Here is a 26,411-nt window from a genome sequence, read left to right on the forward strand (position 1 = left end):
TTACTGCTCGCCAGCCTTATCCAAACGTATTTAGCTTGTAACCCCTAAATCAAGTACCTACTGGTGAACGCTTACATTATCGACATCAGCATAATAATGTTGCTTATCTTAGTTTGACCAGTCAGTTACACCTAACCTCAGTTAAAATTTATTAACTAAGGTTAGATGATGTTCAAATCATATCTATTTTATCCCTTGGGTCCATCATAATCATAAGTGAACCAATCTACATCTATATAACCTGCTTCTTCATCTTTTTTCTCATTCCACGTGAAGAATCCCAATCGGTCACCTGTCCACTTTCCAAAAGAAATTGTAAATGTGGGCCCAAACGATTCATATTTTTCACCATCGAAGCTAAAATAATATTTTGCTTGATTACTTACATTTGTCGTTTTTATAAATAAGTCATTGCTATTAATTACGACACCTTGCGTTTTGTTCCCCATTGAGTCCATATAAAACAGATTTTTATTTCCATTATCATCAACTTCAACACCTAATAAATTATAGTTACCTCCAAACCTAGCAAACCCCGCGAGTTGATTTGGTTCCATGCCTGAAATATCAAACTTTGCGATCGCAGTTCCTGTAGTTATCCCCATAATACGTTGACTTATCACATTGGAAACTCGCCAGAAATCTGTATCTGAACCATCATTATTAGTCCACTGATTTATATTTGGTCCATAACCGTCTTTATTAGGCAAAACTTTACTTGCTTTTAATCGTAACATTCCTGGGTTTTCAGTAAGCGACCAGTGTGTATCTCTTGGATTATGATTCCACTCCCACTGATAACCTAGCTTAGACGAAGAGAAATCGTCATCAGAACTAGGAGCGACTATAGGAAATCCATTAATTGGTTTCCTATACTGTTTTACAGGTTCTCCTATACCATTGTTATTCGTGTCAACTCCTATAATTGGCCAGCCATCAACCCAATTGACAGGCTCCAAACATTGTGGCCTTCCTTGAAAAGGAATATCATCATTTTGAATTAATTGATGCATATACCACCATGATTGGTCAGGAGCTTGTAATAACGATCCTTGACTTGCACTTCTATCGTTAAACACTGACCCTTTTTCTAAAACTGTTTTAACTTCGTATGGTCCATATATACTATCTTTAGAACGAAGTACAATTTGCTTTCTATCATTTTTAGGGTTTTTAACACCAGGTAGTGTTGAGGTATCACCAATATCCCATTCAGCAAGGAAAATATACCAAATATCATCTATCTTATAAATTTTTGCTGCTTCAGCACCTCGACCTGTATAAACAAGTTCACTTTCACCTAAGATTTCCTTTCCATCCCAGCTCATTTCATAGATTCTATTCTCATTTCCAGGAGTTTCGTTTTCTGGTTGTTTTTGTTTAAGGCCGGTATTAATTATCATATAAGCTTTATGTGAATCATAATCCCAAAAAACAGCTGGGTCATCGACAACTTCATCTGGTGGAAGCATCATGATAGGTTCACTCCAAGGGCCTCTGATATCTGGTGCAGTCGTTACCATGAGACCATGTTTATAATCTATTTGATAAATATACCAAGTGCCCTCATGATAAGCTAAATCTCCAGCCCATACTCCGAATGAATATCCATTCATTCTATCCCAATTATATTCTGGTGCCCATGACAGTTTTTCAAATCCATGGCCTATGGTTTCCCAATTTACCATATCTTTAGATTGTAAAATAGGCATACCAGGTGACATATGCTGCTTAGAGGTAATCATATAATAAGTATCACCAACTTGCTCTATATCAGAATCTGGATAATCAGCATTTAAAATTGGATTTATATAAGTACCATCTCCCTGATCACCCCAACTGCCTACTTTAGATTGTATTGGTTTAAAGCCTGACACCTTTTCTATATTCCCAATATCTGCATAAGACATAAAAGAATAAAAAATAGCAGTCATGATTATAATTTTTTTCTTTTTCATATTCATTGAACCTCCACTTACATTAGTAATAAATATCGTTTTTTAACCTTCACATTAAATATTAACCATAGGTTATTAATAACCTTTGATTTGCAATTTCATTTTATTACCACTCCAATTAAAATTTATATATAATTACTTCAGTTTACTGACAGTGACACTGTATTTAAGTTAGATATGTAAAGCATGAACAAAACTTTAGTGCTAGCGTTTAAATTTACCATCTAATATATATTTGTTATTTATAACTTTACTGAAAAAAATTCTATAACCAGAACAAAGATAATTTAATCCAACTTCATTATCCGGGGTTTTTAATAATCTGTTTTTAGGACATTCTCCCCAACAAAGCTTTAAATATAAGCATTGTTTACAGTATTTAGGAAGAGATGTTTCTTTCAACCGAGAAAAATCTAATTGTTTAGACGAGTTCACTAAATCACTTTGATGTGTTTCCTGAATATTACCTAACAAGTACTCAGGATAAACGAAATGATCACAGCAATACATATCACCATTATATTCAATTGCAAGGCCTTTACCACAATGTTGACTACTAGTACATTTTTGGGCGCCGTAACCATAAATTTGAGCAATTATATCTTCAAAATTTTCAATGAAAACTGTACCAAAATCATTTTCTAACCATTCAGCCCAAACTGTACTTAGAAAAACGCCCCAATCTTCAGAGTTTACTGTCCAATCCGTTACAATAGAGTCACTTCGACCTGGTAAAGATCGAGGTGTACCTATTATTGGTAATTTGTTTTCATTCCAATATAATGGAGCGACGGATTCAAACATATTATGTTGAACACATGGTATAAATTGAATGATTGAAGGATTAATAACATCACGAATATATTTGTAAACTTCTAATGGTTTCTTTGAATTATAGCTATTTACCACACATAAAACATTAAAGGTAATATCATACCTATGAAAAAGAGAAACGGTTTCAATTACTCTATTAAAAACAGATTTTTGGGATTTAGAACGACGGCAATAATCATGATATTCTTTAGGTCCATCTATTGACAATCCAACAAGAAACTTGTTTTTTACTAAGAATTCACACCATTTATCATCGATTAACAGGCCATTAGTCTGCAATGAATTTAAAACCTCTTGATAACTCCGCTTATATTTTTTTTGAAACTCAACTATTTTATAAAAGTATTGTAAACCTAATAAAGTAGGTTCGCCACCTTGCCAAATAAACTCAACCACGGCCCCATCTTGAGTATCAAGATACTGTTTTATATATTGTTCTAATACATCATCTGGCATTATTGATTTTTTTTCTTGATTCAACATTTCTTCTTTGTGAAGGTAAAAGCAATAACTACACTTCATATTGCACTTCGAACCGGTTGGCTTAGCAACAACACTATAATTTATAGGTGTTCTATCAATAATCTTAGGGTTATTTGCGTTTAATTGTGTTGTGTCTATAAACACTCGATTCATTTTCATATCCTACTATTTTAAAAAGGCCATTCCTAAATTGGAATGACCTTTTCATTTTACTATTTGAACAACGGTGAAAGTTCATTCATTACATCAGAATTTTCCAAAGAAACATCAGTTGTTTCTCCTGGATCAGAAATAATATTATAAAGCTCTATATTATTCTCAGATGCATACCTCACTGCTTTCCACTCTCCTTTTCTTGCAGCTTGTCTAGCTTGACGTATAACACCATCACTTGTAACTTTTGCTTTTGCACCGTATTCCCAATAAAGCAACCTATCATCCATTATTTGTGGTTCATCCGTAAGTAAATTAATGATTGAAACACCATTTGTTCTTACTCGTGGAACTGTATTTAAGGATACACCCGATAGATCTGCAAATGTTGGAAGAAAATCAGCAAAAATAATAGGCGTATCTTCTACTCGTGATTTTCTTATTTTATCTGGCCATGAAATAACCATTGGTACGTGAATTCCACCGTCATAAAGATCTCGTTTAAAACCTTTATATGGAAAAGCCGCTCGCATATACTCAGGATCAGCTCCGCCTTCTTGATGTGGTCCATTATCAGAAGTAAATATGATGACTGTATTGTCGACCATATCATTATCTTCTAATGTTTGTACGACCTGGCCAACATATTCATCTAAAGCTGTAACCATGCCTGCTAATGTAGCATTTGGTTTTTCAACAGGTTCAGGGTAGTACGATGCATACTTATCACTTGGGGTTCCTGTTGACATACCTGTATATGGTTCTTCATCAAAAACTCCATCATACATTTTAACAAACCTCTCAGGTGCTGCGAGTTCAGCATGAGGGGATGAATAGTTTAACATCACAAAAAATGGATTACTTCGATCTTTATTTATGAATTTAATTGCTTCATTTGTAAATAACTCTTGTGCATACGCCCCTTTTTTATTACCTTCATTCTCTTTTATTATTATTTTTTCTCCATCTCTCCATAGCATTTGTGGATATTGACGATGGCCTTCCAAGATTGAATTCATTCCATACCATGTATCAAAACCCATGGATAATGGATCAGTAATGCCATAACTATAACCTATTGAGTACTTACCAAACATTGCGGTCTCATAACTCGCATGCTTTAATATATGCGCTAACGTTACATCACCATCATCTAACCTTGCTTGGTTAGTATTATCTTTCATAATACGACTGTCCCTTCCAGTAAATAGTGAAACCCGAGAAGGAGAACTAACAGTATTTCCAGCATAAGCATGAGTGAAAAGTAAACCATTATCAGCTAATTTATCTAGGTTTGGCGTTTTTATTTTTGTGTCACCATAAGCACCTATTTGATTAAATCCAAGATCATCAGTCAAAATAAATATAATATTGGGTTCTTCAGCTGAGTATACAGGAGCGGAAATTACAGCTCCTAACAACGCAGTTCTTATTATGTTAACTAACTTTTTTTTATTTGTTTTCATTCCATTTCCTTTATATATAGTTTAATTTTATCGTTTCGCTTTTTTACTTTTAATCTACCAACTAACATTTATGCGAAATCATTGTTAAATAAATACAAAGCAATTAATTAAGATTTATTTAATTGATTAATTACATCTCGGTTAATGTTGTAACCTTTCATGAAAACAGTGGAAATTGTCAAAAATATCGGACCAACCAAAAATGCAAAACTTGCTATCTGTAGAGCTACTTCAGGAGTTTGACTCGAAGAACCTTCAATATATCCAGCTAAGGCTAATAATGAACCAGAAAATAACAGTGCTAAAGAACCAGATGATTTCATAGCAAAACTGAACATTGAAGAATATCCGCCATCTTTTGATTGACCAGTTCTAGCCTCATTAACAGCTGAGACATCGGCAACCATTGAGGCAGCTAATGGAATTATAATACCTGCTCCTACCCAATACATACCTTGAAACAAAGAAAAGATAAGTGTCACCACATTGTCTTTATTATTTACAAGATCCAAACTTAGTACATCAATGGCAAATACTAAATACATTAAAATGCCACCTAGCGAAGAAACAGAAACTGCGATAAAAACAATATATTTCTTCTCTAAGTAATTGACTAATGAAGTTATTGAAAGAGCACCAAGAGCAAAACCAATCATAGTACTACCATGAACAAACGTTTTCTCTGCACTTGAGAAGCTCATAAATTCAACATACGAAAAAATTTGAAGTTGGGCAGTTAACATAGTTCCTATCTGAGCAACAAATAATAGGCAAAATACTTTAAAAGCCATTTTGTCAGATAGAATATCTTTAGTGCTTTTTATAAACTCCTTGAATCCTGCGTTCTTTTTTTCATTTTCAGAGCTTTTAGCATACTCTCTGGTTAAAAATGTGCAGAGCATAATCAATATTAATGCGACAAGGCCAAGTGTAAGGCCCATAGTTATAAAGTTATCTGGGTTTTTTGTTCCATCAATACGAACTCCCATCTCATTAACACTATCACTGAAGAATAAAGTCCATGCTAGTGCCCCGAATATAAAGTTTACACACATATTTAGAAATGAACGTATACTTTGTAATTTTGCTCGACTTTCATAACCACGACAAACTTCAAACCCTAACGCTGTGTATGGTACAACAAATATGGTTAAACTCGTTCGCAATATTAAGTTAACAAATAATAAGTATGCAAAAAGTACTGATGAGCTTTTGGTAAAGGATTCAGGTACCATCCATAAAGCCATAAACGATACTGAAAGTAGCAAACCACCGATAAACATATAGATATGTCGTTTACCATATCTAGATTTTGTATTATCGGATATATACCCCATCATAGGATCTGATATAGCATCCCAGAGAATACTAATACTCAAAGCTAGACCTGCAAGAGATGCATTTAGGCCAAGCACTTGAGTATAAAATAAAAGTGCGAAGTTATTAATCCCATTTGTACCAATAGAAGTTCCGCCCTCCCCTATCGAGTAATACCATATTTTTTTTGCCAAGCCCTCGTTTGGCTTACTCCCTGTTACTGTCACTTCTGACATATTTCATCTCCATCATTAACTACTTCATTTAACTTCTTTAATATATTATTCAATGTAATTCCTTGTTAAAATATTCTATATTTTTACATTATAAGAATTTTCTTAATATCTTCTGGCGTTGAAAATTTATTACCACCGTTACTAGCACCTGTAATCCACCAATACACCATTCCGGCATCAGAACAGTCATACTTATTAGTTTGGAACTTTACTACACCATCACTCTCAACATATGCTAACATATCCCAAATAAAGGCAATTCCTTTATCATTATGATTTTTCGCCCAATCCCATTTATTTATTTCTGTTTGTAATCCAACATTTTGATCACCTATTTGATGTTCATTTACACCAAAGTCAAGAATTTGCTTCCAAGTAAAAAAATCACCACTGTTATCATTTGCTGGGTGATGAGATACAACATGTACGTATTTAATAGAATCTGCTTTTGCTGCTTCTAAAGCATAGCCAATAAGGTCGGGTTCACCAGCTTCAATGATCCATAATGGATTATTCTCTGTTGAAGAATTAATTGCTTTAACTAAATCATCAGTTGCTTCTTGCTGTTCAGTTCGACAATTATAATTTTTACTAACATTGTTGAATGGTCCATAAATTTCTGAAGCTTTATCTGCAGAAAATTTTAATACTTTTTGGCGACGAAGCTCATTTTCCACATCAATTTTCTGGTTACTTATCGGGTTTCTAAAAGGGTCAAGATCACATGCGTAAGAAAAATGAACAAGGCGGTCACTAAGTCCTGACTTTCCCAAAATAGCTAATGTAACAGCGTTTCCTGCTATATCATCGGGATCTGGTGAATTCCCATCACTCACATACGCTAATCGGCCTGCTGGCGGATTAATTACTTTATTTAAACTTTTTGATTGTTTCTCTATATTTTCACTAGCCCAACAATATTGACTCGTAACCAAAATAAATATTAAAAATAATCTTTTCATAGAAAAAACCTTACAAATACAAAATTACACCAACAAATAAGTAACTAAACTTATACTTAAGTGTGATTACCACAAGAACAATTTTTGTAATCTATAACATCAAACTTTGCGAATAGGAAAAGTGTAAGAAAACAAAATTAAATATAGTTAACTTGTGACTCAAATCATAGAAATACAAACACAAACCATATATTATAATTTTGTTTTAAGAGTATATATTGGTGTTTATTAAAAACCTTTTTTCATAGGGAAGAGATTAATTTTCGGGAGTAGTTATCAGGTGATTTATAATACTGTTATAATTTAAGTTTATTTCTAGTAAGTTTCTTTAGTAATTATGTCTTGCTGCTTATCAAGCATTATTTTTTTGAGATTTTTTCATTATATTGTTAATCATTACACAATATACTTATCATTGACTTTGTTGACTAAATCAGACTGGTTTTGTCGCAAGCAGAGATGGTCCGTTATGCTCTTCATCAACTTTCATCACTTCTAATATTACTACCATGAAATTCATGGGACGTCTTTTTTCCTTCCGAGATCATACTGCAGTCCGTTCATTACTATATTTCTTACAAACTCAGCTATCGTGAAATTGAAGTGATATTTGCAGGGTGTACCATCATTGTTGACCACTCAACATTGAATCGGTGGGTTACGCAAATATGCGCCATTACTAAAGCAACTGACTCGTAGAAGAAGAAAACCTGTGGCTTCTTCGTGACGAATGGACGAGACTTAACGTCATAGGTCAGTGGAAGTATTACTACCGAGCCGTTGATAATACGGTAGCGTCATTGACTTTTTACTTTGCAAGCACCGTGAAGAGAAAGCAGCCAGCGCCTTCTTTAACAATGCTATTAGTCATAACGGTTTGCCTGAAAAGGTCGTCATCAAACAAAAGTGTTACGAATGCGTTAGCGCTGCACAATATCAACGTGAATCTTTGGCTGATGGGGAGAATGCTTAACCTGATTTAAGTCCTTCAAGTTAAGTATTTGAATATTGTCGAGCAAAGCCACCGGAAAGTGAAAGGTAAGATACATCAGTGCCTATGATGGAAATCAGATGAGGGAACTAGGTCCACACTCGCTGGTGTCGACCTGTGGTCGATGATGAAAAAATGGACAGCTCAACAACCCTGACGGGTTATCCTTTTGGGATAAGTTTTACGCGCTTGAAGCTTGATTGCATCTAAAAGTCAGTTCGTTTGTACTTCTGCACAACTTTTCATCAGAAAAAGTGATACCGGTATCAACAGAGGAACGATTACACGCCTATATAATGAGACTGCGACAAGAGTAGATTTAGAAGTAATCGATGCATTGTGCAATTACCTTAACGTTTCTGTCGGTGAACTTTTCAAGTTTCAGAAAGAAGGGAACGACTAATTTTGCTCATGTTGAGCTGATGACCCAGGTGTTTACTGAACCAGTATTTTTCTAAATAAAAATTACAATCAGTGGACACCATCCTGGTCACAATTTGGCCACAACGCAGATTTGTAGCCATTAATAACCAAACGCTAGATACGTCAAAACACACAATTAAGCGCATTAATTTCAGATAGATATGTGAAATTTATAGAGAGATAAAACTTGGAGCGGGCAGCGGGAATCGAACCCGCATCATCAGCTTGGAAGGATTATACCCACCCGAGCCATAAGATCGACACCAACTGTCAATCTCTTAGTTTTCAGTAAGTTATTTACCAAATCGATACATCCATCAAATCCCATAATTTGCCATTTATTGCGGGCTAATCACAAAAATGGTCACCTAATTTTGTATACTGAATGTACCTTTTTTGTGCTAAGGATTGTGCAATTATGGCCAAGATCATACCTGACCGAGACAAGAAAAAGTTATCAATCAGCGTTCATCCGGCGGCAAAAGCTGCGTTTGATTTCTTTAATAACCAGGCATTCCTCTTCGATAAAACACTGTTTACTATCGACGCATTACGCACTCTGAACCAATACTCAACACTCCATGCGGTTGAGCAGGAAAGAAGGAAAGTGCTGCTATTTTCAGGTTTCGAATATTTCGGTTTTGACTTATCAAATACAGATTTCAACAAGTGTACAATTATCGCTCACCGAGATTTAACGGACAACGATATTCAACTACACGCATGGACTAACATTACACGAACTCTCCTATCATCATTACAGCCTCAGCACATTGAGTCCTTTAGAAGACACTTCAACCAGTCTGCGCCAAATGGGATTGTTCAGGTTTTGAGCAACAGAAATAAAATTAGTCAGCCTCAATTAGCTAAGTGGACATCATTATCTCGCAGCGGATTAGCCCGGCAAAAAAGTCGAGAATCAGAATTAAATAATTGTGAGCCACAATCTCAACCATCTATTTTTGAGAAGCTGATCAGGGAGTGTACTGATGAATCGGAAAGAAATTGAAGAGCGATTCAAATCTCGAAATATTGATGCTTTTTTAAAGAAGTTATTTCCATTCTCTGCTTGTGAAAATGCAGTTATAGCTGAAGAGATCATTCGTCTGTGTAACCTATTAGCATCGCATCACAGTAGCCATTTTGGCGAGCTCTCCTTTTTGCTAAAAGAATCCTTGGACAGAAAACATCCAACATCAATTTCTCCAGAATTGGTTCTACACAAAATTGCTGACAGCCGACAATTAGGCGTTAAATATATCCCTGCTTTTGTGGCATCAACCTTACTTCGCACTTCTTACGACAGATCCAAATTTGACCAATACAAAGCTTTAACCTTAATCAGCATTACTCGATTAAGCTTCATGGGTAAACATGACGCCAAAATAAAAGCGATCTGTGATGAAGTCCGGCTCTTTGCCAATGGCCAAAGAGAAGCAATGGCAGGTTATCTTCCAGACATTAATAAGTACTCTTTCCCTGAGCTTGTTAAACAATTTACCCAGCTGACAGATAGAGAAAAGTCCCCCATTAAGTCAGCTCGTATTATCAATCAACTTGAGCACTATCACCGGCCATACCAAGCCAGCCTTCAATGGTCCGAAGGGTATACGAGGTCCGTTACCACTAAACAATTTCGACAGGCAGGCACATTAACTGTCAGTCCGAGACAATACTTAAATGATGAGGGAGATTCTCTCATCGAAATTAAGCAACTTCATTTCGGCTCCAGGAATAATGAAATATGGCAAGATGAAGACGGTTTAGGAAACGACAATCGAAGTCTGACTATTGTTACTAGCCCATCCAGCGTCAACAAAGATTACAGCCTAGAAGTTATGAAAGCCCGTGCCATTCAGGCGCGTATCAGAAAGAAAAATATGCACCTTCCCTGCGATATTTACTCATTCACCAACTTTGAAGTTGCATGCCTGGTTCAGACATGCCTCAAAACCATTGAAGTTGGTGATACCAATGAAAACGGTGTAGCAAAACTACTCATGTTGATGCTATTAATGGGTAACACCATTGAGCAGTTAAGAAAAACAAAGGTTCAACGCTCCACTCGCAAATCTGTCAGTGGGTTTATCCGGAAACACAATCTGCCCACCCACAAACTCAGAGCAGAATTACACCCCATCATAGAAAATATCTCAGATAATCTGTCTTTCCCCCTTCCCAAACTGATTACACAAGGAGTAAACAACTTTCAATTTCGGGATATTGGTGAAAAAGAGATAAAAGCCTATCTACAGGACATCAATCGAAAACACCATACCCACATCACACTCACCAAAGTCAGCGGGTATCTCAGACAAAAGCTATCACTGGAACAAATAGATCCTGTAATCATTGAAATCATCTGTGGCACAGATATCAAGGCTGCTCCTGCCCTTTACTATACACAACTACCTTATTCGAGCATCCTTAATACCTATCAGCGTTATATCAACTTCATTGCCTCTGTTAACCGAAATCCAGAGCTGGGCATTTTGAACAATTTACCCACCCAGGATAATATGCTTATCGGCTCACCACTTCACATCCGAACCAATACCCTCAAGTCACTGTTTTCTGAGCTTAATCAGCTTATTCAAAAATCACTAAAAAGCCCATCATCGAAGTTTTCTGAGGAGTGCCATAACAATGTGACCCTATACACCCAACTCATAATGGGGCTTAGCTGTGGATACCGGCCGGTGACAGGCTGGTTTGGTAAATTAGAGCACTACCATCTAGCTACGGGTGAATGCTGGATTTCAGACAAAGAGAAAAGTACCGGCGATTGCAGCCGCGTTATTGTACTCCCCAAAACCGCGCTTAAAGTATTTGAACAGTACCTGACATATATTGAACAAGCCGCCATACACCATGGCAATAAAAGCCAAGCTATTAGCATCAGATATCATTCAGTCCTCAATAGTCAGGAGCATCTTTTCTTTTACCGAGAAAAAGACCAAGTCCAAGAAACCATTCCCTCAGCCTTCATCGCATTGGTTGACCCCATTTTCCCTCTGCAGCCTAACTGGCCTCGACATCATATCCGCTCATTATTACTCGAGAATAATATCCCACCGGAGTTGATTTCAGCTTGGATGGGACACCAAGGCACGGGAAAGCATGCTTTCAATCAATTCAGTCATTTCAATAGAAAGCAAATGAGAACAATTAGCCAAGAGATTAATAACCACCTGATTGAAATCGGTCTAGAGAGAAACATATGGTAAGTATCGGTATTGAGGCGCGAGAATTCAAGCGACTAAAAACGATCGAAAATGTCAAACGACATACTCAGCAGCTGTTGGACAAGCACTTCCCAAATCCCAGTAATCGGCCTAGTCCCGAACTCTTCGAAGACAAATGGCTTAAACTTATCGCTGAGTTAGAAAAAACATTTGGCACCCAGCGCGACTACCGACTGGCCTTTAATTCTGCAATTAGAACTGTTAAGCGCTATCAGGATCAATTCCGGTGGAAGATTTCTCCACCATCCTTTCTCGTCACACACAAGGAGCCAACACAATTAAGAACCTTACCGTGGCTCAAGGCGGCTTGGGCAGTTCATAGTTTCTATGTGGAGTGGTTCAATAACGTTCTGCTTAGTAAAAAGCTACAAAATCCCGCCGATATCTATCAATCACTGTTAATGTCCTTGATATTTCATAGTGGCCAGTGCTCGGCAAATATCATCACTGCATTTTGTCACGAGCTCATACAAGGCCCTCTTAAGCTTCAGCATTGGCAAGACAATATCTTTGTCACACTCACATTGGAGGACAGCAAACTCAACACCAATTGTTATGTAAATGACGAAGCAAAGACTCTATACCATTGTTATTTTCATCCGATTACCCTGGGGCTACTCCGGTTATGGCTAGCCGCAAATAAAACAGGCTGGATACCACCGAAAGATTCAAGAGAGCTATATAACACTCTATGTGCCGGCATCAAACCACCAGCATACCTCCCCACATCACTAACATACTTCTGCAAGGCCGCAATATACACCTGTGAAACCTTCGACGGTGTCGAACTCAGTGAAGCACTTGTGGAATACCGAATTGAGCGAACAAAATCCTACGCCTTACCCCCGAGCAATATTTCTCGTATTATTGAGCCAAAGGTAAATCAAACGCTAAACAACCACTTCTATCAGTTCAATAAGGACATCACTGTAGAGCACAAAAATCAGGTAACTTCGTCTAAAGGACGCACAAAAGGTATGCCTGAACTGATAAAACAATGCTTTGCAGATGAGAATCCAAATGAAAAACTATCCCCTAATCGCTTACGAGATAAACTTGAACATTTAGACGCAAACATCGAACTATCAGAAACGGAATCGGTACTCATCCATTGGTTTATCTACAAAACATGGTCATGTACCACATCAACCCTCAGACAATACAATGCGAACCTCACAAGAAAATGGCTTTATATTGGTCAAAAATGTGAACTCTCAAGCTTGTCATCAGAAGATATCGAGCAACTTTACAAGAATCTGGTCTTTAGCCATAAATCTGCGAAGTCCCAGAAGTACTTCGCCATGCGGCTAAAGGATCTGCATGGCTTTGCCGTCCAGAACTACAGCTTTCCGGAACTCACCAGCAGCTACTTTCATGTCGATGCAGGCCAGCAGCACACCCGGTCAGGGTTTATCGATGAGGGACTGTTCTCTGCCTTACTTAACAACATCCAGCAATTGGCTGATTTAAACAATGCTGAGAAAATATGCCTACAGTCCCTTTGTATCCTTTCCTACCGATGTGGCCTCAGGCTAAATGAACTGAAAAAGCTCCAGCTCAAACATATTGAAGCCTCTTCTACCGGTTGGATAGATATTCGGGAAAACCGGTTCGGTGATAACAAAACGGCCAGCAGCCATAGAAAGGTTCCGCTTTTCCCATTGCTACTGGGACATGAAAAGCAGATAGTTAGCAAACACTTACAATCGAAGATGGCTGCACGCACATCTATGGGTAACCTGGTCTTCACTTTGGGCCAAAACATCAACCAGCCTTTCGACACCTTTTTGGTATCGAACTTTGTCGGTGAAACACTCAAAGCACTCTCCGGACTATCTTACCTAGTCTTTCATCACCTAAGGCATAGCTGCTTCAGTCGGCTACACCTTCTGCTGGAACTTGACGATGAGCTTGATGCCATTCCAAATATCGTTCCTTACAACAAACAGCAACGCCACAAAATCCGCCATACCATCACGGGTAAGTCACTGCAAAATGGATACTACGCCATCGCCATTTTTGCCGGTCATGAATCACCAGAGATGACTTTTTCCCATTACTTGCACTATTCTGACTGGATATCAGCCACCAAGATCAACCAAGCAACGTACCCTCTCAGTCAAAAGCAAGCGGTTCAAATTGGGCTTTCATCTAGACAGCACCATCGAAATCACAAAGGAAACGCCCAACCTAAGGACTTCCTACCCTATCTCATCAAGAAATTGAAGATTGAGCCTATACAGTCAATCGTAACAGATGGCATAACCCCCATTCAGGTAGAGCCTTGCTCAACAGGAGAAACCATTAGTATACCCATCTGCTATCAAGTGCTAGAGCAAGTTGAAAAGGGTATAAGAATTCAAGAAATTGCATACAAATATCGCATCGAGCAAGAGACTGTCGACAAATGGTTAGCAAACGCCAAATACATTAAGTCACTTAAAACCAACAATTTGAACCAGCGGCCACGCCACTTCTCAAATGCTCGAAGGCACAAGTTATTACCCGGTAAACTGAAATCTGTAGCCGAAAATAAAATCGTCAACATAGCTATTGCAAAACTTCGAAATAACTATCCCAGACAAAAAGAAGAAATTAAAGAGATGTTACGCTATGCCTTAAAGCACACCAGTGAGAGTAAATCAGGTATATATTTCAATAGCCCAGATACCTTAAACCAATTCATTAAAACCTTTCATTTCATGATTCCCAAGTCGTCTTGGCGAGCCATTACCCTGTATCACGGCAATAGCATAATCCGTGAGGAATGGAAAAAAGCCCTTCAAGGGTTAAAACAGCGGCAAGAGAAGAAATCATCGATAAATATTAAGTCTGGCATTGGAGCAGTACGCCTTGAGTTAATTAGCCCTGATGAGGAGAAGATCATAGAAAAAACAGGACATAGCAAATACTCATCGCACTTGCTAATGTATTTGATTCATATGATGGGGATAATTATCTTGAGGTTATGAATCCAAAATCAATTATCATCAAGCAGAGTCATCTATCTGGAAATGTCCAAAGCACCAAAAATCAATACAAATCGAAAGCATTCATCGTAACTCACAATTGTCGGATAGGCGGCACCTGTTGCCAGGTGCCTCCCTCCTCAGAACCGTGCGTGCAACTTTCACTGCATACGGCTCAAGCCTCCACAAAGGCACCATTAAGCACCCAGTAATAAATTACCTTTGCGATGCACACTTAAAGCTTTAAAACTGCCCCAATGGTCACTCAGTGAATAAGAAACCACGGTTCGTTGTCAGAAGACGCACTAATTTCATTCGAAATCATCATTTGCTTTTCTTCTTTAATAAAGTTCTTCAAGCTATCTCGCAACGGGAGACCAGTTAGAAGTCAGCTCGCTTTCGCGCCAAATATAAACCTGTATCCACTTCATTACAAAACGGCATTCGCTTTCTCTAACCTCCTTTACCTGCATATCTATCGGCAACCTTCACAGGCTGCTTTCCCATAGGGAGATATACAGGCTTACCCTGTTCCGTATGTCGCGTAAAATGTCAACTTATATGCCCACAATGGTGCGGAGAGTACAATGACCACGAAAGAGTAATGTCCTATCTCTTTCCGACTCTCGGCCTTTTTAGCTACAGCGTATTAACCACTTCCGCTGCTTCATCATATAACGCGCCTTAAATGGATTCACATTACATTCATCATATTGACTCCCTAGCACTCACCCGATTTGTGGTTATCAGGAGGAACACCCTCTCACGATTCGGTTCCCACTCAATCTAGTGACTGAGTTTCGTTACATTGTCGGATTCGCTGCTTTATTCAGAATCCTAGGGTCATCTGGTGATACAGACGGTTCACTCTTTCGTGGTGAACAACGCTTCATACGACTTCAGGTCGCACGGACATTTCTAAGTTAGAGCCAACACTTAATTTATTAAATATCGAATTATTTAATGTATAGGAAAGTCAAATCGTATGCACGATCACTGGTAACGTGCATACTCAGTACAAAAAACACAATTGTGCATTTTACAATACAGTGTTAACTTCATGGGCTATTCAAACCTGCACCTTCAAGTTGAACGGGTATGTGCTCATATGAAAATACAACCAGAGCATTGGTTAACTTTACAGCACCCGAATAATTCGTAAGCTATTGATTTATTTGCATCGAATTTCGCAACAAAGCCCATCAAAACAATACTGGCATCTCTTGCACCCCATCCCACAACAACTTAATCCCAGAAATGAACAAAAAGAAGTAGCAAAGTTGATACAGCTTTTCTTGGCTTACGCGGTTTAACAAACATACACCTAGCATGACGCCAATTGGGGCAATTGGAAGCAGTGCCAGAGAAGTAGAAAGGTTCGTCGCGTTCATCTTGCCTAACCAAATATAAGGGATCAACTTAAAGAAGTTCATGGCGCCAAACAACACCGCCATGGTGCCTATTACCTGCATTTTACCCAACCCTTGTGGCAACAAATAGATACTAATGGGTCCGCCACCAGCATGAATAGTCGTACTAGAAAAGCCACTGAGTAAGCTCCAAATATACCCCTGTTTTTTACCCGGCACACGTTTGGGTTTATTTGAAGTAACATACTGCAGACTAAATAGAACAGAAAGCGTGCCGATCAAAATTTCCAAACCATATTCCGGAGTTACGCTTAAAAAGTAACCTGCGATTGCTATGCCTACTACTGCCGGTGGCAACATAACTTTTAACTGTTGATAGTCACAGTTTTTTGCATGATGCCATATCGCTATGATATCCATAAAAAATAATAGCGGTAGTAAAATAGCAGCGGCTTCAATCGGAGATGTGGTCAGTGCCATCAACGGGACAGCTATAATACCTAATGCCCCGCCAAGCCCACCTTTACCTATGCCATAAATAAGGACGGCAGGCACTGCCGTCAGATAGAATAATGGGTCGGTAATCATAACCATTATGATCCTAGTAGTATCTGTTGCCAAATTGCAACTTCGTCGAAAAGCACATATTCCCGGCGGATTCCCCATGGGCCAAACTCAGCATGAGAGGCCCCCATAATGTAAACGTGCGCACCTGTTGGTTTCCCAAAATGGCCGTAACCCTCATGCTTGCCTTCCAGCGTCCAGCGAATTGCAGAACGAGGTGACATCATCGAGTCATCACGCCCAATTCGGTGGTGGATCTTAAACTCTGCGTTTGGGAAAGCCGAACGCAACCTCATCCAAAAATCATCGATTTCCGCATGTGAACATGCTCGAATCCCACTAGGATATTCACCGATACACGCACGGTCATACTCCTGTGGGATAACAGAAAACTCGGCACTCATTATCCTTTGTAAAATAGACTGGTACTTTACTCCCCAATTATTGTCGTTACCAACACCGTGGTATGGTCCCTGCTTATCTCTTTTTGGTGTAAACGGGAACGGACATTTCTCAGGACCTCCCGCCTCTTCGATAAGTTGTAACGCCTTCTCTTTTGGTGTCATCCCAAGGTGTTTAGCAATCGCACCATGATCACGAATCAACCATTCATCATCAATTTGATTGTTAAGTGCATGACAATCCGCAATAATTCGGAAAAGCACTTTTTTACCAGTCTCTCGCTGAGTCGCAGTTGAGATAATGCGATGTGAAGAATAGAGACCCGACTCATCATCACCAGACCAGATAACATCTTCACCGAATAGAGTTCGATCAGGGAACTCAGCCAACACCTCCATTGTGCTGTTAATTACGCCCATATTACCGGTTGCGAATGTGAATGGGGTACGAACGATTACCTCATCAGCGTAGTAACGATGTAGTGTATGTAGTTGTCGGTCTTCCCATATTTCCTTCGTAATCCCTAAGATATAATCAGGGAAATCACTCCACTTTTCATCGAATCCTTTCATCATTTATTGTTTTCCTTACTAATCTTCAAACTGACGATAACGCGCTTTATTCAACTCTCTCATACGAGCAAAAACGTCAACACCTAGCTGAGCATAAGCATGTAAGACATCAACCAGAACCCAGTTTTCACGAATCTTGCCATTTTCACAGCGCCAAAAATCAAGGCTTCTGAGTGTGATTTCTTTATTGATTGGTGGTATACCTAACCAACCATCAGCAGTAAGCGACATCGCCATACCAGGCCAACCAGTAAATGCGACATAATTCTGGTCTGCAAACAAGTAGCCGTTACCTTCGATACTTCTGCGGTTTGGCATAGCCTTTAAGAAAGGGATTTGGTGCCAGTTCCTAAAACCACTGATACCTCGACACGTACCAATACCCGATGGGCCATACCAGCTGCAGCGAGGATGCCAGTATCTTTCCAATGCCATCGCTGCTAGACCACCTTGTGCAAAACGAGACAAACCAGTTAGCATATCACTGACTAGGGTCCGGCTTGTTGTTGCGAGCTCGCTGTTGTAAGCCACGATAATATTACCGTCACAGGTCGCCGGACCCGGCGGGTTCCACTCACGACCTAAGCTTGGTGCTAAAGGCCAAACACCAGCTTGCATCATCAACTCTGGGATATCCCATAATGTCTGGACCTCAGTAATTCGACCGTCATCAATGCGATAAAACTCATGAAAGCGCATTGATACTTGGTGGCCTGTAGGCGGTATATCCAACCAACTTTCCATGAATCCACCGGTATAATAGCCTGCACAACCAACCCAATTCACGCCGTTATCGAAACCTGCCATTGTGATATAGACACGCTTTTCCAAGTCAGGAATAGCAATACTCAATGGTGCGTAGATGTTTTCCCAAAGGGCAGATACACTCGATAATGTTTCAAATGGGTGTGTCATATGAATCGTCGCATTAGGACTAAAAAGCTCTTCAATTAGGGCGCGTACCGTCACTGGATCAAAGTCATACATCGCGGCATTAAAACGCCCTATTAACCTGCGATTTGATTCATGCACACTCATTTCATTACCTCATCGGTATGCATGAGTGATCCAGCTTCAGAGTCGAGCTTCTCCCATCCATGACCATTAAATGGGTCTACACCCAACTGCATCATAATGCTAGGAAAATCCACAGTGACATAGTTGTCAACAATCTTACCGTCCACGACCTTCCAAAAGTCCATATAACGGATAACGACCTTCTTGCCGGTTGGTTCAATCCCCATAAAAGTACCTGAGTGAATCGCTTCCTGACGACCAAATGCTGCACACCACTGTCCTTGAGTTAAGCGCGCCTCATCAATACAAACCTTGTCTGAAAATGCCGCTTGGAACGGTTTTTGCCAATGGTTTTGAAATTCCTTCAAGCCATTTTTAAAGCCGCAACCTGCATTACCCATCCATCGGAAAGAGTCGGCAAAAAAGCGTCCCATATTTTCAATATCATGATCGTTGAGCCCGTCGACCATTGAATCGATCACCTCTAATGTTTCTTCCGTTTTTGTTAAATCGTTATCTTTGGTTAGAATTGCTTGTTCTGGACGGTTCATAGTCACTCCTATAAAAAAATTAGCCTTTAACTGCACCCGCGACCAATCCAGAAACAATACGCTTCTGAAAAACCACAATTAGCGCCACAATTGGCAAGGTAATGGACACTGCACCTGCAGCACTCATCGACCAATACTTGATGTCATCTGCACCAAACTGAGAGATAGCAACGGGCATCGTGGACGCGTTCGTTGCCGTTAATGTCAGTGGGATTAAAAACTCGTTGTAAGCCAATAAAAAAGTAAACAAACCTGTCGTAATAATGCCTGGCCACATAACAGGAACGATGGCTTTCATAAAGGATTGGAACTGGTTACAGCCATCCATCATCGCTGACTCTTCTAGCTCCTTGGGAATATTCATAAAGAAAGATCGCATCATCCAAATGGTAAATGGCTGATTAATTGCGACTAAGATCATGATTAAAACGATGTGCGTATCGTAAAGGCCAACCATACGAGTAAATTCATAGTATGGGATCAGAAATACTGTGTGAGGCAGCGAGCGAAACACCAGAGCGACCATCAAAAGCCCAAAGCCCATCTTGCCGGGATAACGCGCGAGGGCATAACCTGCTAAACAGCCTATCGAAAGCGAAATCACTACGACACCAAGCGTAACAATAACCGAGTTCCACAAAAATGTGCTAAACCCAAAGTCTAACCATAGAGCCGCATAGTTAGCTACTGTTGGCTCAAAGAGCCAAACTGGCGGATTTGAAAAGGCATCTACTGGATTCTTAATGGAGGTTAAAATAGTCCAGAAGAATGGAAACGTGCAGTACACTAACCAAACCAATAAAGCGGCGTATACAAAAATGGTTTTTTCTCTTATCAGTCGAACTATCATTGCCGAATCCCCTTCTGCTCTTTATAAGTCATGTACAAAAATGGGATAAGAAAAACGAAAATCCCTATCATCGTCAGTACGGAAACCGCACTTCCTTTAGCAACCGCATCTTGAACAATACCGACTCGGTAGTTGTAGTACATTAGCGTTTCGGTATTATTTAGCCCCCCTGTCATAATCGCCACCGCATCAAATAGTCGATAAGCGTCCATAATGCAGATCATCGAAACAAATAGAATTAATGGTTGTATGGTGGGTATAACAACATGTTTTATCTGATTCCAGCTCCCAGCACCGTCTAACAAAGATGATTCCAGCGTATCTTTTGGTATGGCCTGTAATCCGGCAAAAAAAACAATGGCTGCAAATGGTGTCACCTGCCAAATTCCGTATAAGATAATCAAGGTTCGAGATTCGAGCGTGTCACTGAACCAGTAGATCTCAATACCTATCAAATTTAACAAATACGTTAAGTAGCCAAAGTCCTGAAACAACCAAGAGAAAATTAGCGTCCCGACGACCGGTGTGACGACAAACGGTAATAACGTTGCGGCCATAAAAAAGGCTCGGATCTTACCTTTCAAACGATTGAGTGCTAAGGCTATTAAGAATCCGAAGATCATCACACTCAAGGTAACGGTAATGGTGTAGACAAAGGTAAACTCAAATGCCGACCAAAATTCAGAATCAGTTAAAATATCAAGATAGTTATCTAAACCGACCCAACGCAGATCGCCTTTATAATTTAATCGATACATCGACAGGTAAATAGTCATGATTAACGGTGCTGTCATCAGCAACACCATTGAGATGATCGATGGACCAGAAAAGGCTAAAAAGTTACGTAACTTCATCATCAGCCCTACTCCAAAAAGCCCTGTGCTTTGGCTTCTTTGTAGTAAGCTCTAGCGGCATCGTTCAAAACTAGCTTTATGTCTTTCTTGCCTCGAAGTGCATCCGGAAGCTTACTGCCAATTTCATTATGTGCTAGAGAGTAATACGGTTGATTTGGAAATGCCTTCGCGCCACTTTCGACCATATCGCGCATGGCGTTCAGGTAGCGATATTGTTCACCTTCAACATCACTGGCTGATTTACGAGTTAAGAATGCAAGGTGGCTTGCGCCCGCCATCGATTCTTTCTTCAGCATTTCCATCAGTACTTTAAAGATGAGTTCACGGTTCTCCCCCACTCGTTTTGGCATCACGTAGCCGTCCCAGAAGATGCTGGTTGATGGTATAGACACCTTACTCGTGGCCGTTGGCGCGCCGGTGTACTGCACCTTACCCACTACCTTAGAAACCTCGGCGTCGTCCATCTCAGCAGCGCGCGTCGCCCAGATGTTTCCCATCACCGCCTTGTCTTGTTGGAAGTTCACCATGGCCAAGTCGCTAGACATTGAAAGCGCATTCGGAGACATATAAGAAAGTAGTGACTTTAACGTTTCTGCAGCCTTTACGCCTTTATCGCTATTAAACAGTGGCTTACCTTCCAAATCGAAATACTCACCTCCGAGTGACAAGTAGATATTGGTGAACTCGGTAGCCAGATCCCAGCCCTTGCCCATCGCCTGAGAAATTGGATACTTAATCCCCTGTTGTTGTAGTACTTCCGCATTGGCAATTACGTCGGCATACGTTTTAGGCACGCTTAAGTCATACTTATTTAAAATATCTTCTCGGTAGAAGAACTGCTGCATGTTCATTTGTAGAGGAACCGCAAAGATCTCACCATCGATAGTGGCTAAGTCCCATATCTCGTTTGGGATATCACTCAGTTCATACTCATCCCAAAACTTTTCAATTAGATCAGTAATAGGCTGGATCTGTTCTTTAGCTTGAAACTCATGGAAACTCTCTGCCGACACTTGAATTAGGTCATAAGGCGAGTTTCCTCTGCGGCTTGAGAGAATAATACGAGCTTGCTCCTGCACCGCGCTCCCACTTACGAGTTTATTGTTTATTTTTAATGACTCACTCTCGCACTCGGCCATTTTGTCTGAGAAATACTTAAGGACCGCGTAACTGTTAGAAAGCAAAGAAAGCTCTCCTTGTGCTTCGTAACCTGATAGGTCGCAATTAGCATGTACGCCACTGGACAACGCCAGCGTAGTCATTAATGTCAGTAGTTGCTTCTTCATCATTTAGTCCCTTAAATATTAAGCAGTTATTTTGGTCAATTCAGGCGAGACATCGTAATCAATGCGCTGCTCGGATGAGGTATTAAATAGATAGGTGTGATCAAGATTAAATTTGAAGCCGATCGGGTCGCCAATTTTTGCTTCAAAGTTCTTGTCCGCTCGAGCTACCACTAGATTGCCATTCACTTCCAAAGTGATCAGTGTGGACTCACCCGTCATTTCTATGGAATAAATCTCACCCGTCAGGTTTGCTTTTGCCAGCGAACACACTTCAATGTCCTCAGGACGTACACCCAAAGTAACCCTTGCGTTAGAGACGATACCTAACCCAGATACTTGGCAATTTCCTGTTTTAAAAGACCCCTGCTTGACTGAGCCTTTAATAAAGTTCATTGAAGGCGAGCCGATGAACCCGGCTACAAACAGGTTACGTGGATTATTGTAGATATTTTTAGGTGTATCCAATTGTTGAATTTTGCCTTGGTACAACACGGCAACACGGTCTGCTAACGTCATGGCTTCGATTTGATCATGTGTAACGTAGACGGTGGTACGTTGGAATTCATAGTGCAAATTCTTTAATAACGCTCTCATAGAGACGCGCAATTTGGCATCCAAGTTCGACAAGGGTTCATCCATCAAAAATAAGCTTGGCTCCCGAACGATAGCTCGTGCTAATGCAACCCGCTGCCTTTGCCCTCCAGAAAGCTGAGAGGGCTTTCGCTCCAGCAATTGATCCAATTCAACACGCTTAGCCGCTTTGATAACTCGAGCATGTAATTCATCTTTATCAACTTTTTTCATCTGAAGTGGAAACGCAATATTTCCATATACCGTCTTTTGCGGATAGAGGCCGTAGTTTTGAAACACCATTGCGATGTCTCGGTCTCTTGGATGAGTATCATTGACGCGTTCTTGATCTATCTCTACATCTCCCGCCGTCGGGGTATCCAACCCAGCTATCATACGCATCGTTGTGGTTTTGCCGCAGCCTGAAGGTCCAAGTAAAACTAAAAACTCTTTATCGTTGACTTCTAGATTAAGGTCTTCAATTACTTTTGAACTACCCCAAGTCTTATCAATATTGCGCAATGATATTGATGCCATGTGAACTCCCTTTACGTTTTTTCATCATTCGTCCATAAACTATTTAGGATTCGCAATCTTGATTAGCGAAGCATGCCCTATATATTTGCATTCGCATTCAACTGATAAATAGCTCTCGTAGTTAACATAGAGCAAGTTGCATACCAGCTTGTTGCAATTAAAACAAAAATAATCAATATATTATTGGACTTAAGATATGACAGGGCTTTAACCAAAGACATTAACCACCGGTCAAAATTACTTTTTGACTACGTAGTCAAAGATGCAAGGCAACTTGCACTAGATGAAGGCAACAATGTGCTAAATTGATGCATAAGCGTGAAGTATTTTCATTTGGCTTTGTTGAGCATCAATTAAAACCACATTGATAAAGGAACATGATTTCTGGTACGACTCTTGCTTAAATCAGGTACTACTCTTAAATAAAACGACTAACCTTGAATTTATATCGTAGAAATAGCGACCTTTACCTGTACCAGAGTCTTAGATAAATGAAAGATGTGACAGCATATCAATGGGTTAAATTCAGCTAAGACACTAACCATCACCGTTAATTGGAATAATAATGCGACAAGGAAAGATAACTTCGATAGATGTTGCTCGTTTGCTGGGCGTTTCACAATCAACGGTCTCAAGAGCCTTTAATCCCAATGCCAGTATTTCAGATAAAAAAAGAAAGCTCGTCATAGATGGCGCTCAGAAATTAGGCTATACCCCTAATGCGATGGCCCGTGGTCTGACGTCTAAGCGATCAGGGCTTGTCGCCATTGTCTCCGACAATGAAGTTAACCCAATTTATGATGAAATTATCCGTAAACTCTCTTACACGATTCAAGCGCAAGGCGGGCAACCGGTACTGTGTATGGCGGATAACAACAATATGAACACAGCAGTAAACAAGGCTATTGAATACCAGGTAGACGGTTTAATCATCGCAACCAGTAAGATTAGCAAGGGTTTACTAGAAAAGTGCCTTTCTCATGGTATTCAGTTGACCTTTATTAATCAGTACCTCGAAGATACAGAAGCTAGCTCTTTTTGTACTGATAATCGTCTTACAGGAAAACAAATTGCAGATTACCTAGTTGAAACTGGTCATCAGCGAACGGCTTATTTGGCAGGTAATCGCGGCAGTATGGTAAACGAACAAAGGTGGGAAGGTTTTCGTGACCGTCTGTTACAACACGGAGCGCCCCCTTCTCTCTATATTCCCGGCACGTTTTCTTTTCAATCAGGCGTCGATGCTGCCGCTACCATAACGCAACACTATACAGACATTGAAGCGGTTTTCTGTGCAAATGATATTATCGCGATTGGTTTATTAGAAGGGATGCAAAAGATAAGTAAGCCGCAAAGACCTGCGGTGATTGGTGTTGATGATATCCCTATGGCCGCTTGGCCAAGCTTTCAGCTCACCAGTTATCGTCAACCGCTCGATAAGCTAATCGAAGAAGCCATAGCTCAACTATTGAACCGAATTGAAATGGGCTCAAAAGCTGATTTACAGTATCACTATTATAGCGGCGAGCTGATTGTAAGGGACACTGCTTGAATGACTTTGTTGCGTAAATCAGTTTGAACTCTTTCCGAAAGTGACGTTCTGATCGCTCATGTTCCATGATTCGCTATATGAATCATGAATAAGGCCAAAGTTCGTTACAAGACCCATAACTGGAGAGAGTACAATCAAGCCCTTATCAATAGAGGCTCAATAACCTTCTGGATGTTACACTCGTCTCAGCCGAAGAGCAAAGGACGTTGATGTTTCAATCAAAATACCTATCAGAGGTGAAATTCGGCATCTCGCTATTGATGCTACTGGGCTAAAAGTGTTAGGCGAAGACGAATGGAAAGCCAAGAAGCATGGTGCCGAAAAGCGGCTTTTATGGCGTAAACTTCATCTTGCTGTAGATGCTGATACCCACCAGGTTATCAGTGCTGAGCTCTCTCTTTCAACGGTTACTGATGATGAAGTTCTTCCTGAGTTATTAAAGAAAACTCATCGCAAAATCCAGTCAATATCAGGTGAAGGCGCTTACGATACTCGTCTATGTTATCAAGCGATTAAACGTAAGCAAGCACGGCCACTCATACCACCAAAAAGTGGTGCTGCCTACTGGGAGGAGGGCACCCGAGAAAACAAGCTGTTGCTTGCCAACGCATTCATGGTAGCAATGAGCACTGGAAGAAAACGTCGGGCTATCACTCTCGGTCGATATCCGAAACGGCAATGTCGAGATATAAACGTCTTCTTGGCTCCAACCTGAGTCTACGAGATTATGATGCTCAAGTCGGTGAAGCTTATGCTGCTGTTCGAGCTATAAATAAGCTGTCGAGCCTTGCCATGCCTAAAACAACTAGAGTTGATTAACTCCAAACGAGTGCTGAATCCGCTCAGCTTAATTTTGATTTACGCAACAAAACCATCCCAAGACTCAAATCATTATCTACTCCAAACTAATAATATTAGCACCCTCAGCGAGGGTGGAAAATTACAATCACTTATAAATCTAATTTATAACCCGCCAAAACGCGACAGCCATCACACCAATAGAATTAAATCACCCAAACCTCGTGACGATAGTCATAAGCTCACAACTAATATTTTGCTTAATATAACTAATATTATTAGCATCTCGATATCAGCTTAGATAAACAAGAGCATCGCAGGCAGAAGCCTCCCTTTACTTGTCAATCATTAATGGAACTGCAATGAAAACTGATTCGAACAAAATAGCCATGGCAAAAATATGCCTAGCCTACTTTTTCTATAATTTTTTCTGGTCTCTGAGTTCCGGCTC

Annotated in this window: 19 protein-coding genes and 1 pseudogene; 7 read left to right on the plus strand and 13 right to left on the minus strand. The window is 39.9% G+C overall.

The window, feature by feature from the left end; all coding sequences use genetic code 11:
* Positions 1-188: 188 nt before the first annotated feature.
* From NHN17_RS19865 to NHN17_RS19885, 5 genes are all read right to left on the minus strand, one after another.
* Complete coding sequence (locus tag NHN17_RS19865; RefSeq protein ID WP_255044371.1) at positions 189-1,964, minus strand: glycoside hydrolase family 43 protein; 1,776 nt, start codon at positions 1,962-1,964, stop codon at positions 189-191.
* Between the two features lie 198 nt (positions 1,965-2,162).
* On the minus strand, positions 2,163-3,428 hold the full coding sequence (locus NHN17_RS19870; protein ID WP_255044372.1) for an anaerobic sulfatase maturase: 1,266 nt from the start codon (positions 3,426-3,428) through the stop codon (positions 2,163-2,165).
* 59 nt (positions 3,429-3,487) lie between these two features.
* Complete coding sequence (locus tag NHN17_RS19875) at positions 3,488-4,894, minus strand: sulfatase-like hydrolase/transferase (RefSeq protein WP_255044373.1); 1,407 nt, start codon at positions 4,892-4,894, stop codon at positions 3,488-3,490.
* Positions 4,895-5,001: 107 nt separating this feature from the next.
* A complete protein-coding gene (locus tag NHN17_RS19880) occupies positions 5,002-6,447 on the minus strand; it encodes an MFS transporter (protein ID WP_255044374.1) in 1,446 nt (481 codons plus the stop codon).
* A gap of 83 nt (positions 6,448-6,530) precedes the next feature.
* Entirely contained in the window at positions 6,531-7,409 is an 879-nt protein-coding gene (locus NHN17_RS19885) for a hypothetical protein (RefSeq protein ID WP_255044375.1), read from the minus strand.
* A gap of 543 nt (positions 7,410-7,952) precedes the next feature.
* On the opposite strand from NHN17_RS19885, the pseudogene NHN17_RS19890 reads away from it, so the two are divergent.
* The 5 genes and pseudogenes from NHN17_RS19890 (at position 7,953) to NHN17_RS19910 (ending at position 15,040) form a co-directional block, all read left to right on the plus strand.
* Positions 7,953-8,470 (plus strand): annotated as a pseudogene (locus NHN17_RS19890) (IS6 family transposase).
* Between the two features lie 126 nt (positions 8,471-8,596).
* The gene (locus NHN17_RS19895; RefSeq protein ID WP_255044376.1) at positions 8,597-8,803 is read left to right on the plus strand and encodes a helix-turn-helix domain-containing protein; all 207 of its coding nucleotides are present in this window, start codon (positions 8,597-8,599) and stop codon (positions 8,801-8,803) included.
* 438 nt (positions 8,804-9,241) lie between these two features.
* Positions 9,242-9,832 (plus strand): hypothetical protein, encoded by a 591-nt coding sequence (locus NHN17_RS19900; RefSeq protein WP_255044377.1) that lies wholly within the window; start codon positions 9,242-9,244, stop codon positions 9,830-9,832.
* Positions 9,813-12,050, plus strand: coding sequence for an integrase (locus tag NHN17_RS19905; protein ID WP_255044378.1), 2,238 nt, complete (start codon positions 9,813-9,815; stop codon positions 12,048-12,050). Before NHN17_RS19900 ends, NHN17_RS19905 begins: the two co-directional genes overlap by 20 nt.
* Positions 12,044-15,040, plus strand: a complete 2,997-nt coding sequence (locus NHN17_RS19910) for a site-specific integrase (protein ID WP_255044379.1) — start codon at positions 12,044-12,046, stop codon at positions 15,038-15,040. Before NHN17_RS19905 ends, NHN17_RS19910 begins: the two co-directional genes overlap by 7 nt.
* A 1,199-nt stretch (positions 15,041-16,239) precedes the next feature.
* Here NHN17_RS19910 and NHN17_RS19915 read toward each other — a convergent pair.
* From NHN17_RS19915 to NHN17_RS19950, 8 genes are read right to left on the minus strand one after another with little or no spacing between them, the layout of a single operon-like run.
* Positions 16,240-16,995, minus strand: coding sequence for a sulfite exporter TauE/SafE family protein (locus tag NHN17_RS19915; RefSeq protein WP_255044387.1), 756 nt, complete (start codon positions 16,993-16,995; stop codon positions 16,240-16,242).
* A gap of 5 nt (positions 16,996-17,000) precedes the next feature.
* A complete protein-coding gene (locus NHN17_RS19920; protein WP_255044388.1) occupies positions 17,001-17,945 on the minus strand; it encodes a nuclear transport factor 2 family protein in 945 nt (314 codons plus the stop codon).
* An 18-nt stretch (positions 17,946-17,963) separates the two neighbouring features.
* Positions 17,964-18,983 (minus strand): ester cyclase, encoded by a 1,020-nt coding sequence (locus tag NHN17_RS19925; RefSeq protein ID WP_255044380.1) that lies wholly within the window; start codon positions 18,981-18,983, stop codon positions 17,964-17,966.
* The gene (locus tag NHN17_RS19930) at positions 18,980-19,513 is read right to left on the minus strand and encodes an ester cyclase (protein WP_255044381.1); all 534 of its coding nucleotides are present in this window, start codon (positions 19,511-19,513) and stop codon (positions 18,980-18,982) included. The genes NHN17_RS19925 and NHN17_RS19930 overlap by 4 nt, the downstream gene beginning before the upstream one ends.
* A 19-nt stretch (positions 19,514-19,532) precedes the next feature.
* Positions 19,533-20,363 (minus strand): carbohydrate ABC transporter permease, encoded by an 831-nt coding sequence (locus tag NHN17_RS19935; protein WP_255044382.1) that lies wholly within the window; start codon positions 20,361-20,363, stop codon positions 19,533-19,535.
* A complete protein-coding gene (locus NHN17_RS19940; RefSeq protein WP_255044383.1) occupies positions 20,360-21,220 on the minus strand; it encodes a carbohydrate ABC transporter permease in 861 nt (286 codons plus the stop codon). The genes NHN17_RS19935 and NHN17_RS19940 overlap by 4 nt, the downstream gene beginning before the upstream one ends.
* Positions 21,221-21,225: 5 nt before the next feature.
* Positions 21,226-22,506, minus strand: a complete 1,281-nt coding sequence (locus NHN17_RS19945) for an ABC transporter substrate-binding protein (RefSeq protein ID WP_255044384.1) — start codon at positions 22,504-22,506, stop codon at positions 21,226-21,228.
* A 15-nt stretch (positions 22,507-22,521) separates the two neighbouring features.
* Complete coding sequence (locus NHN17_RS19950) at positions 22,522-23,610, minus strand: ABC transporter ATP-binding protein (RefSeq protein ID WP_255044385.1); 1,089 nt, start codon at positions 23,608-23,610, stop codon at positions 22,522-22,524.
* A gap of 565 nt (positions 23,611-24,175) precedes the next feature.
* Here NHN17_RS19950 and NHN17_RS19955 point away from each other — a divergent pair.
* The gene (locus NHN17_RS19955) at positions 24,176-25,162 is read left to right on the plus strand and encodes a LacI family DNA-binding transcriptional regulator (protein ID WP_255044386.1); all 987 of its coding nucleotides are present in this window, start codon (positions 24,176-24,178) and stop codon (positions 25,160-25,162) included.
* A gap of 229 nt (positions 25,163-25,391) precedes the next feature.
* Positions 25,392-25,877, plus strand: coding sequence for a transposase (locus NHN17_RS19960; protein WP_373689581.1), 486 nt, complete (start codon positions 25,392-25,394; stop codon positions 25,875-25,877).
* The last annotated feature ends 534 nt before the right edge of the window (positions 25,878-26,411 follow it).

The sequence above is a fragment of the Photobacterium pectinilyticum genome (assembly GCF_024357955.1).
In the GTDB taxonomy this organism is placed as follows: domain Bacteria; phylum Pseudomonadota; class Gammaproteobacteria; order Enterobacterales; family Vibrionaceae; genus Photobacterium; species Photobacterium pectinilyticum.

Excerpts from the sequence above, each read along its gene's own strand:
- NHN17_RS19865 (WP_255044371.1), bottom strand. The coding sequence starts at position 1,964 with ATGAATATGAAAAAGAAAAAAATTATAATCATGACTGCTATTTTTTAT.
- NHN17_RS19870 (WP_255044372.1), bottom strand. The coding sequence starts at position 3,428 with ATGAATCGAGTGTTTATAGACACAACACAATTAAACGCAAATAACCCT.
- NHN17_RS19875 (WP_255044373.1), bottom strand. The coding sequence starts at position 4,894 with ATGAAAACAAATAAAAAAAAGTTAGTTAACATAATAAGAACTGCGTTG.
- NHN17_RS19880 (WP_255044374.1), bottom strand. The coding sequence starts at position 6,447 with ATGTCAGAAGTGACAGTAACAGGGAGTAAGCCAAACGAGGGCTTGGCA.
- NHN17_RS19885 (WP_255044375.1), bottom strand. The coding sequence starts at position 7,409 with ATGAAAAGATTATTTTTAATATTTATTTTGGTTACGAGTCAATATTGT.
- NHN17_RS19900 (WP_255044377.1), top strand. The coding sequence starts at position 9,242 with ATGGCCAAGATCATACCTGACCGAGACAAGAAAAAGTTATCAATCAGC.
- NHN17_RS19905 (WP_255044378.1), top strand. The coding sequence starts at position 9,813 with ATGAATCGGAAAGAAATTGAAGAGCGATTCAAATCTCGAAATATTGAT.
- NHN17_RS19910 (WP_255044379.1), top strand. The coding sequence starts at position 12,044 with ATGGTAAGTATCGGTATTGAGGCGCGAGAATTCAAGCGACTAAAAACG.
- NHN17_RS19915 (WP_255044387.1), bottom strand. The coding sequence starts at position 16,995 with ATGATTACCGACCCATTATTCTATCTGACGGCAGTGCCTGCCGTCCTT.
- NHN17_RS19920 (WP_255044388.1), bottom strand. The coding sequence starts at position 17,945 with ATGAAAGGATTCGATGAAAAGTGGAGTGATTTCCCTGATTATATCTTA.
- NHN17_RS19925 (WP_255044380.1), bottom strand. The coding sequence starts at position 18,983 with ATGAGTGTGCATGAATCAAATCGCAGGTTAATAGGGCGTTTTAATGCC.
- NHN17_RS19930 (WP_255044381.1), bottom strand. The coding sequence starts at position 19,513 with ATGAACCGTCCAGAACAAGCAATTCTAACCAAAGATAACGATTTAACA.
- NHN17_RS19935 (WP_255044382.1), bottom strand. The coding sequence starts at position 20,363 with ATGATAGTTCGACTGATAAGAGAAAAAACCATTTTTGTATACGCCGCT.
- NHN17_RS19940 (WP_255044383.1), bottom strand. The coding sequence starts at position 21,220 with ATGATGAAGTTACGTAACTTTTTAGCCTTTTCTGGTCCATCGATCATC.
- NHN17_RS19945 (WP_255044384.1), bottom strand. The coding sequence starts at position 22,506 with ATGATGAAGAAGCAACTACTGACATTAATGACTACGCTGGCGTTGTCC.
- NHN17_RS19950 (WP_255044385.1), bottom strand. The coding sequence starts at position 23,610 with ATGGCATCAATATCATTGCGCAATATTGATAAGACTTGGGGTAGTTCA.
- NHN17_RS19955 (WP_255044386.1), top strand. The coding sequence starts at position 24,176 with ATGCGACAAGGAAAGATAACTTCGATAGATGTTGCTCGTTTGCTGGGC.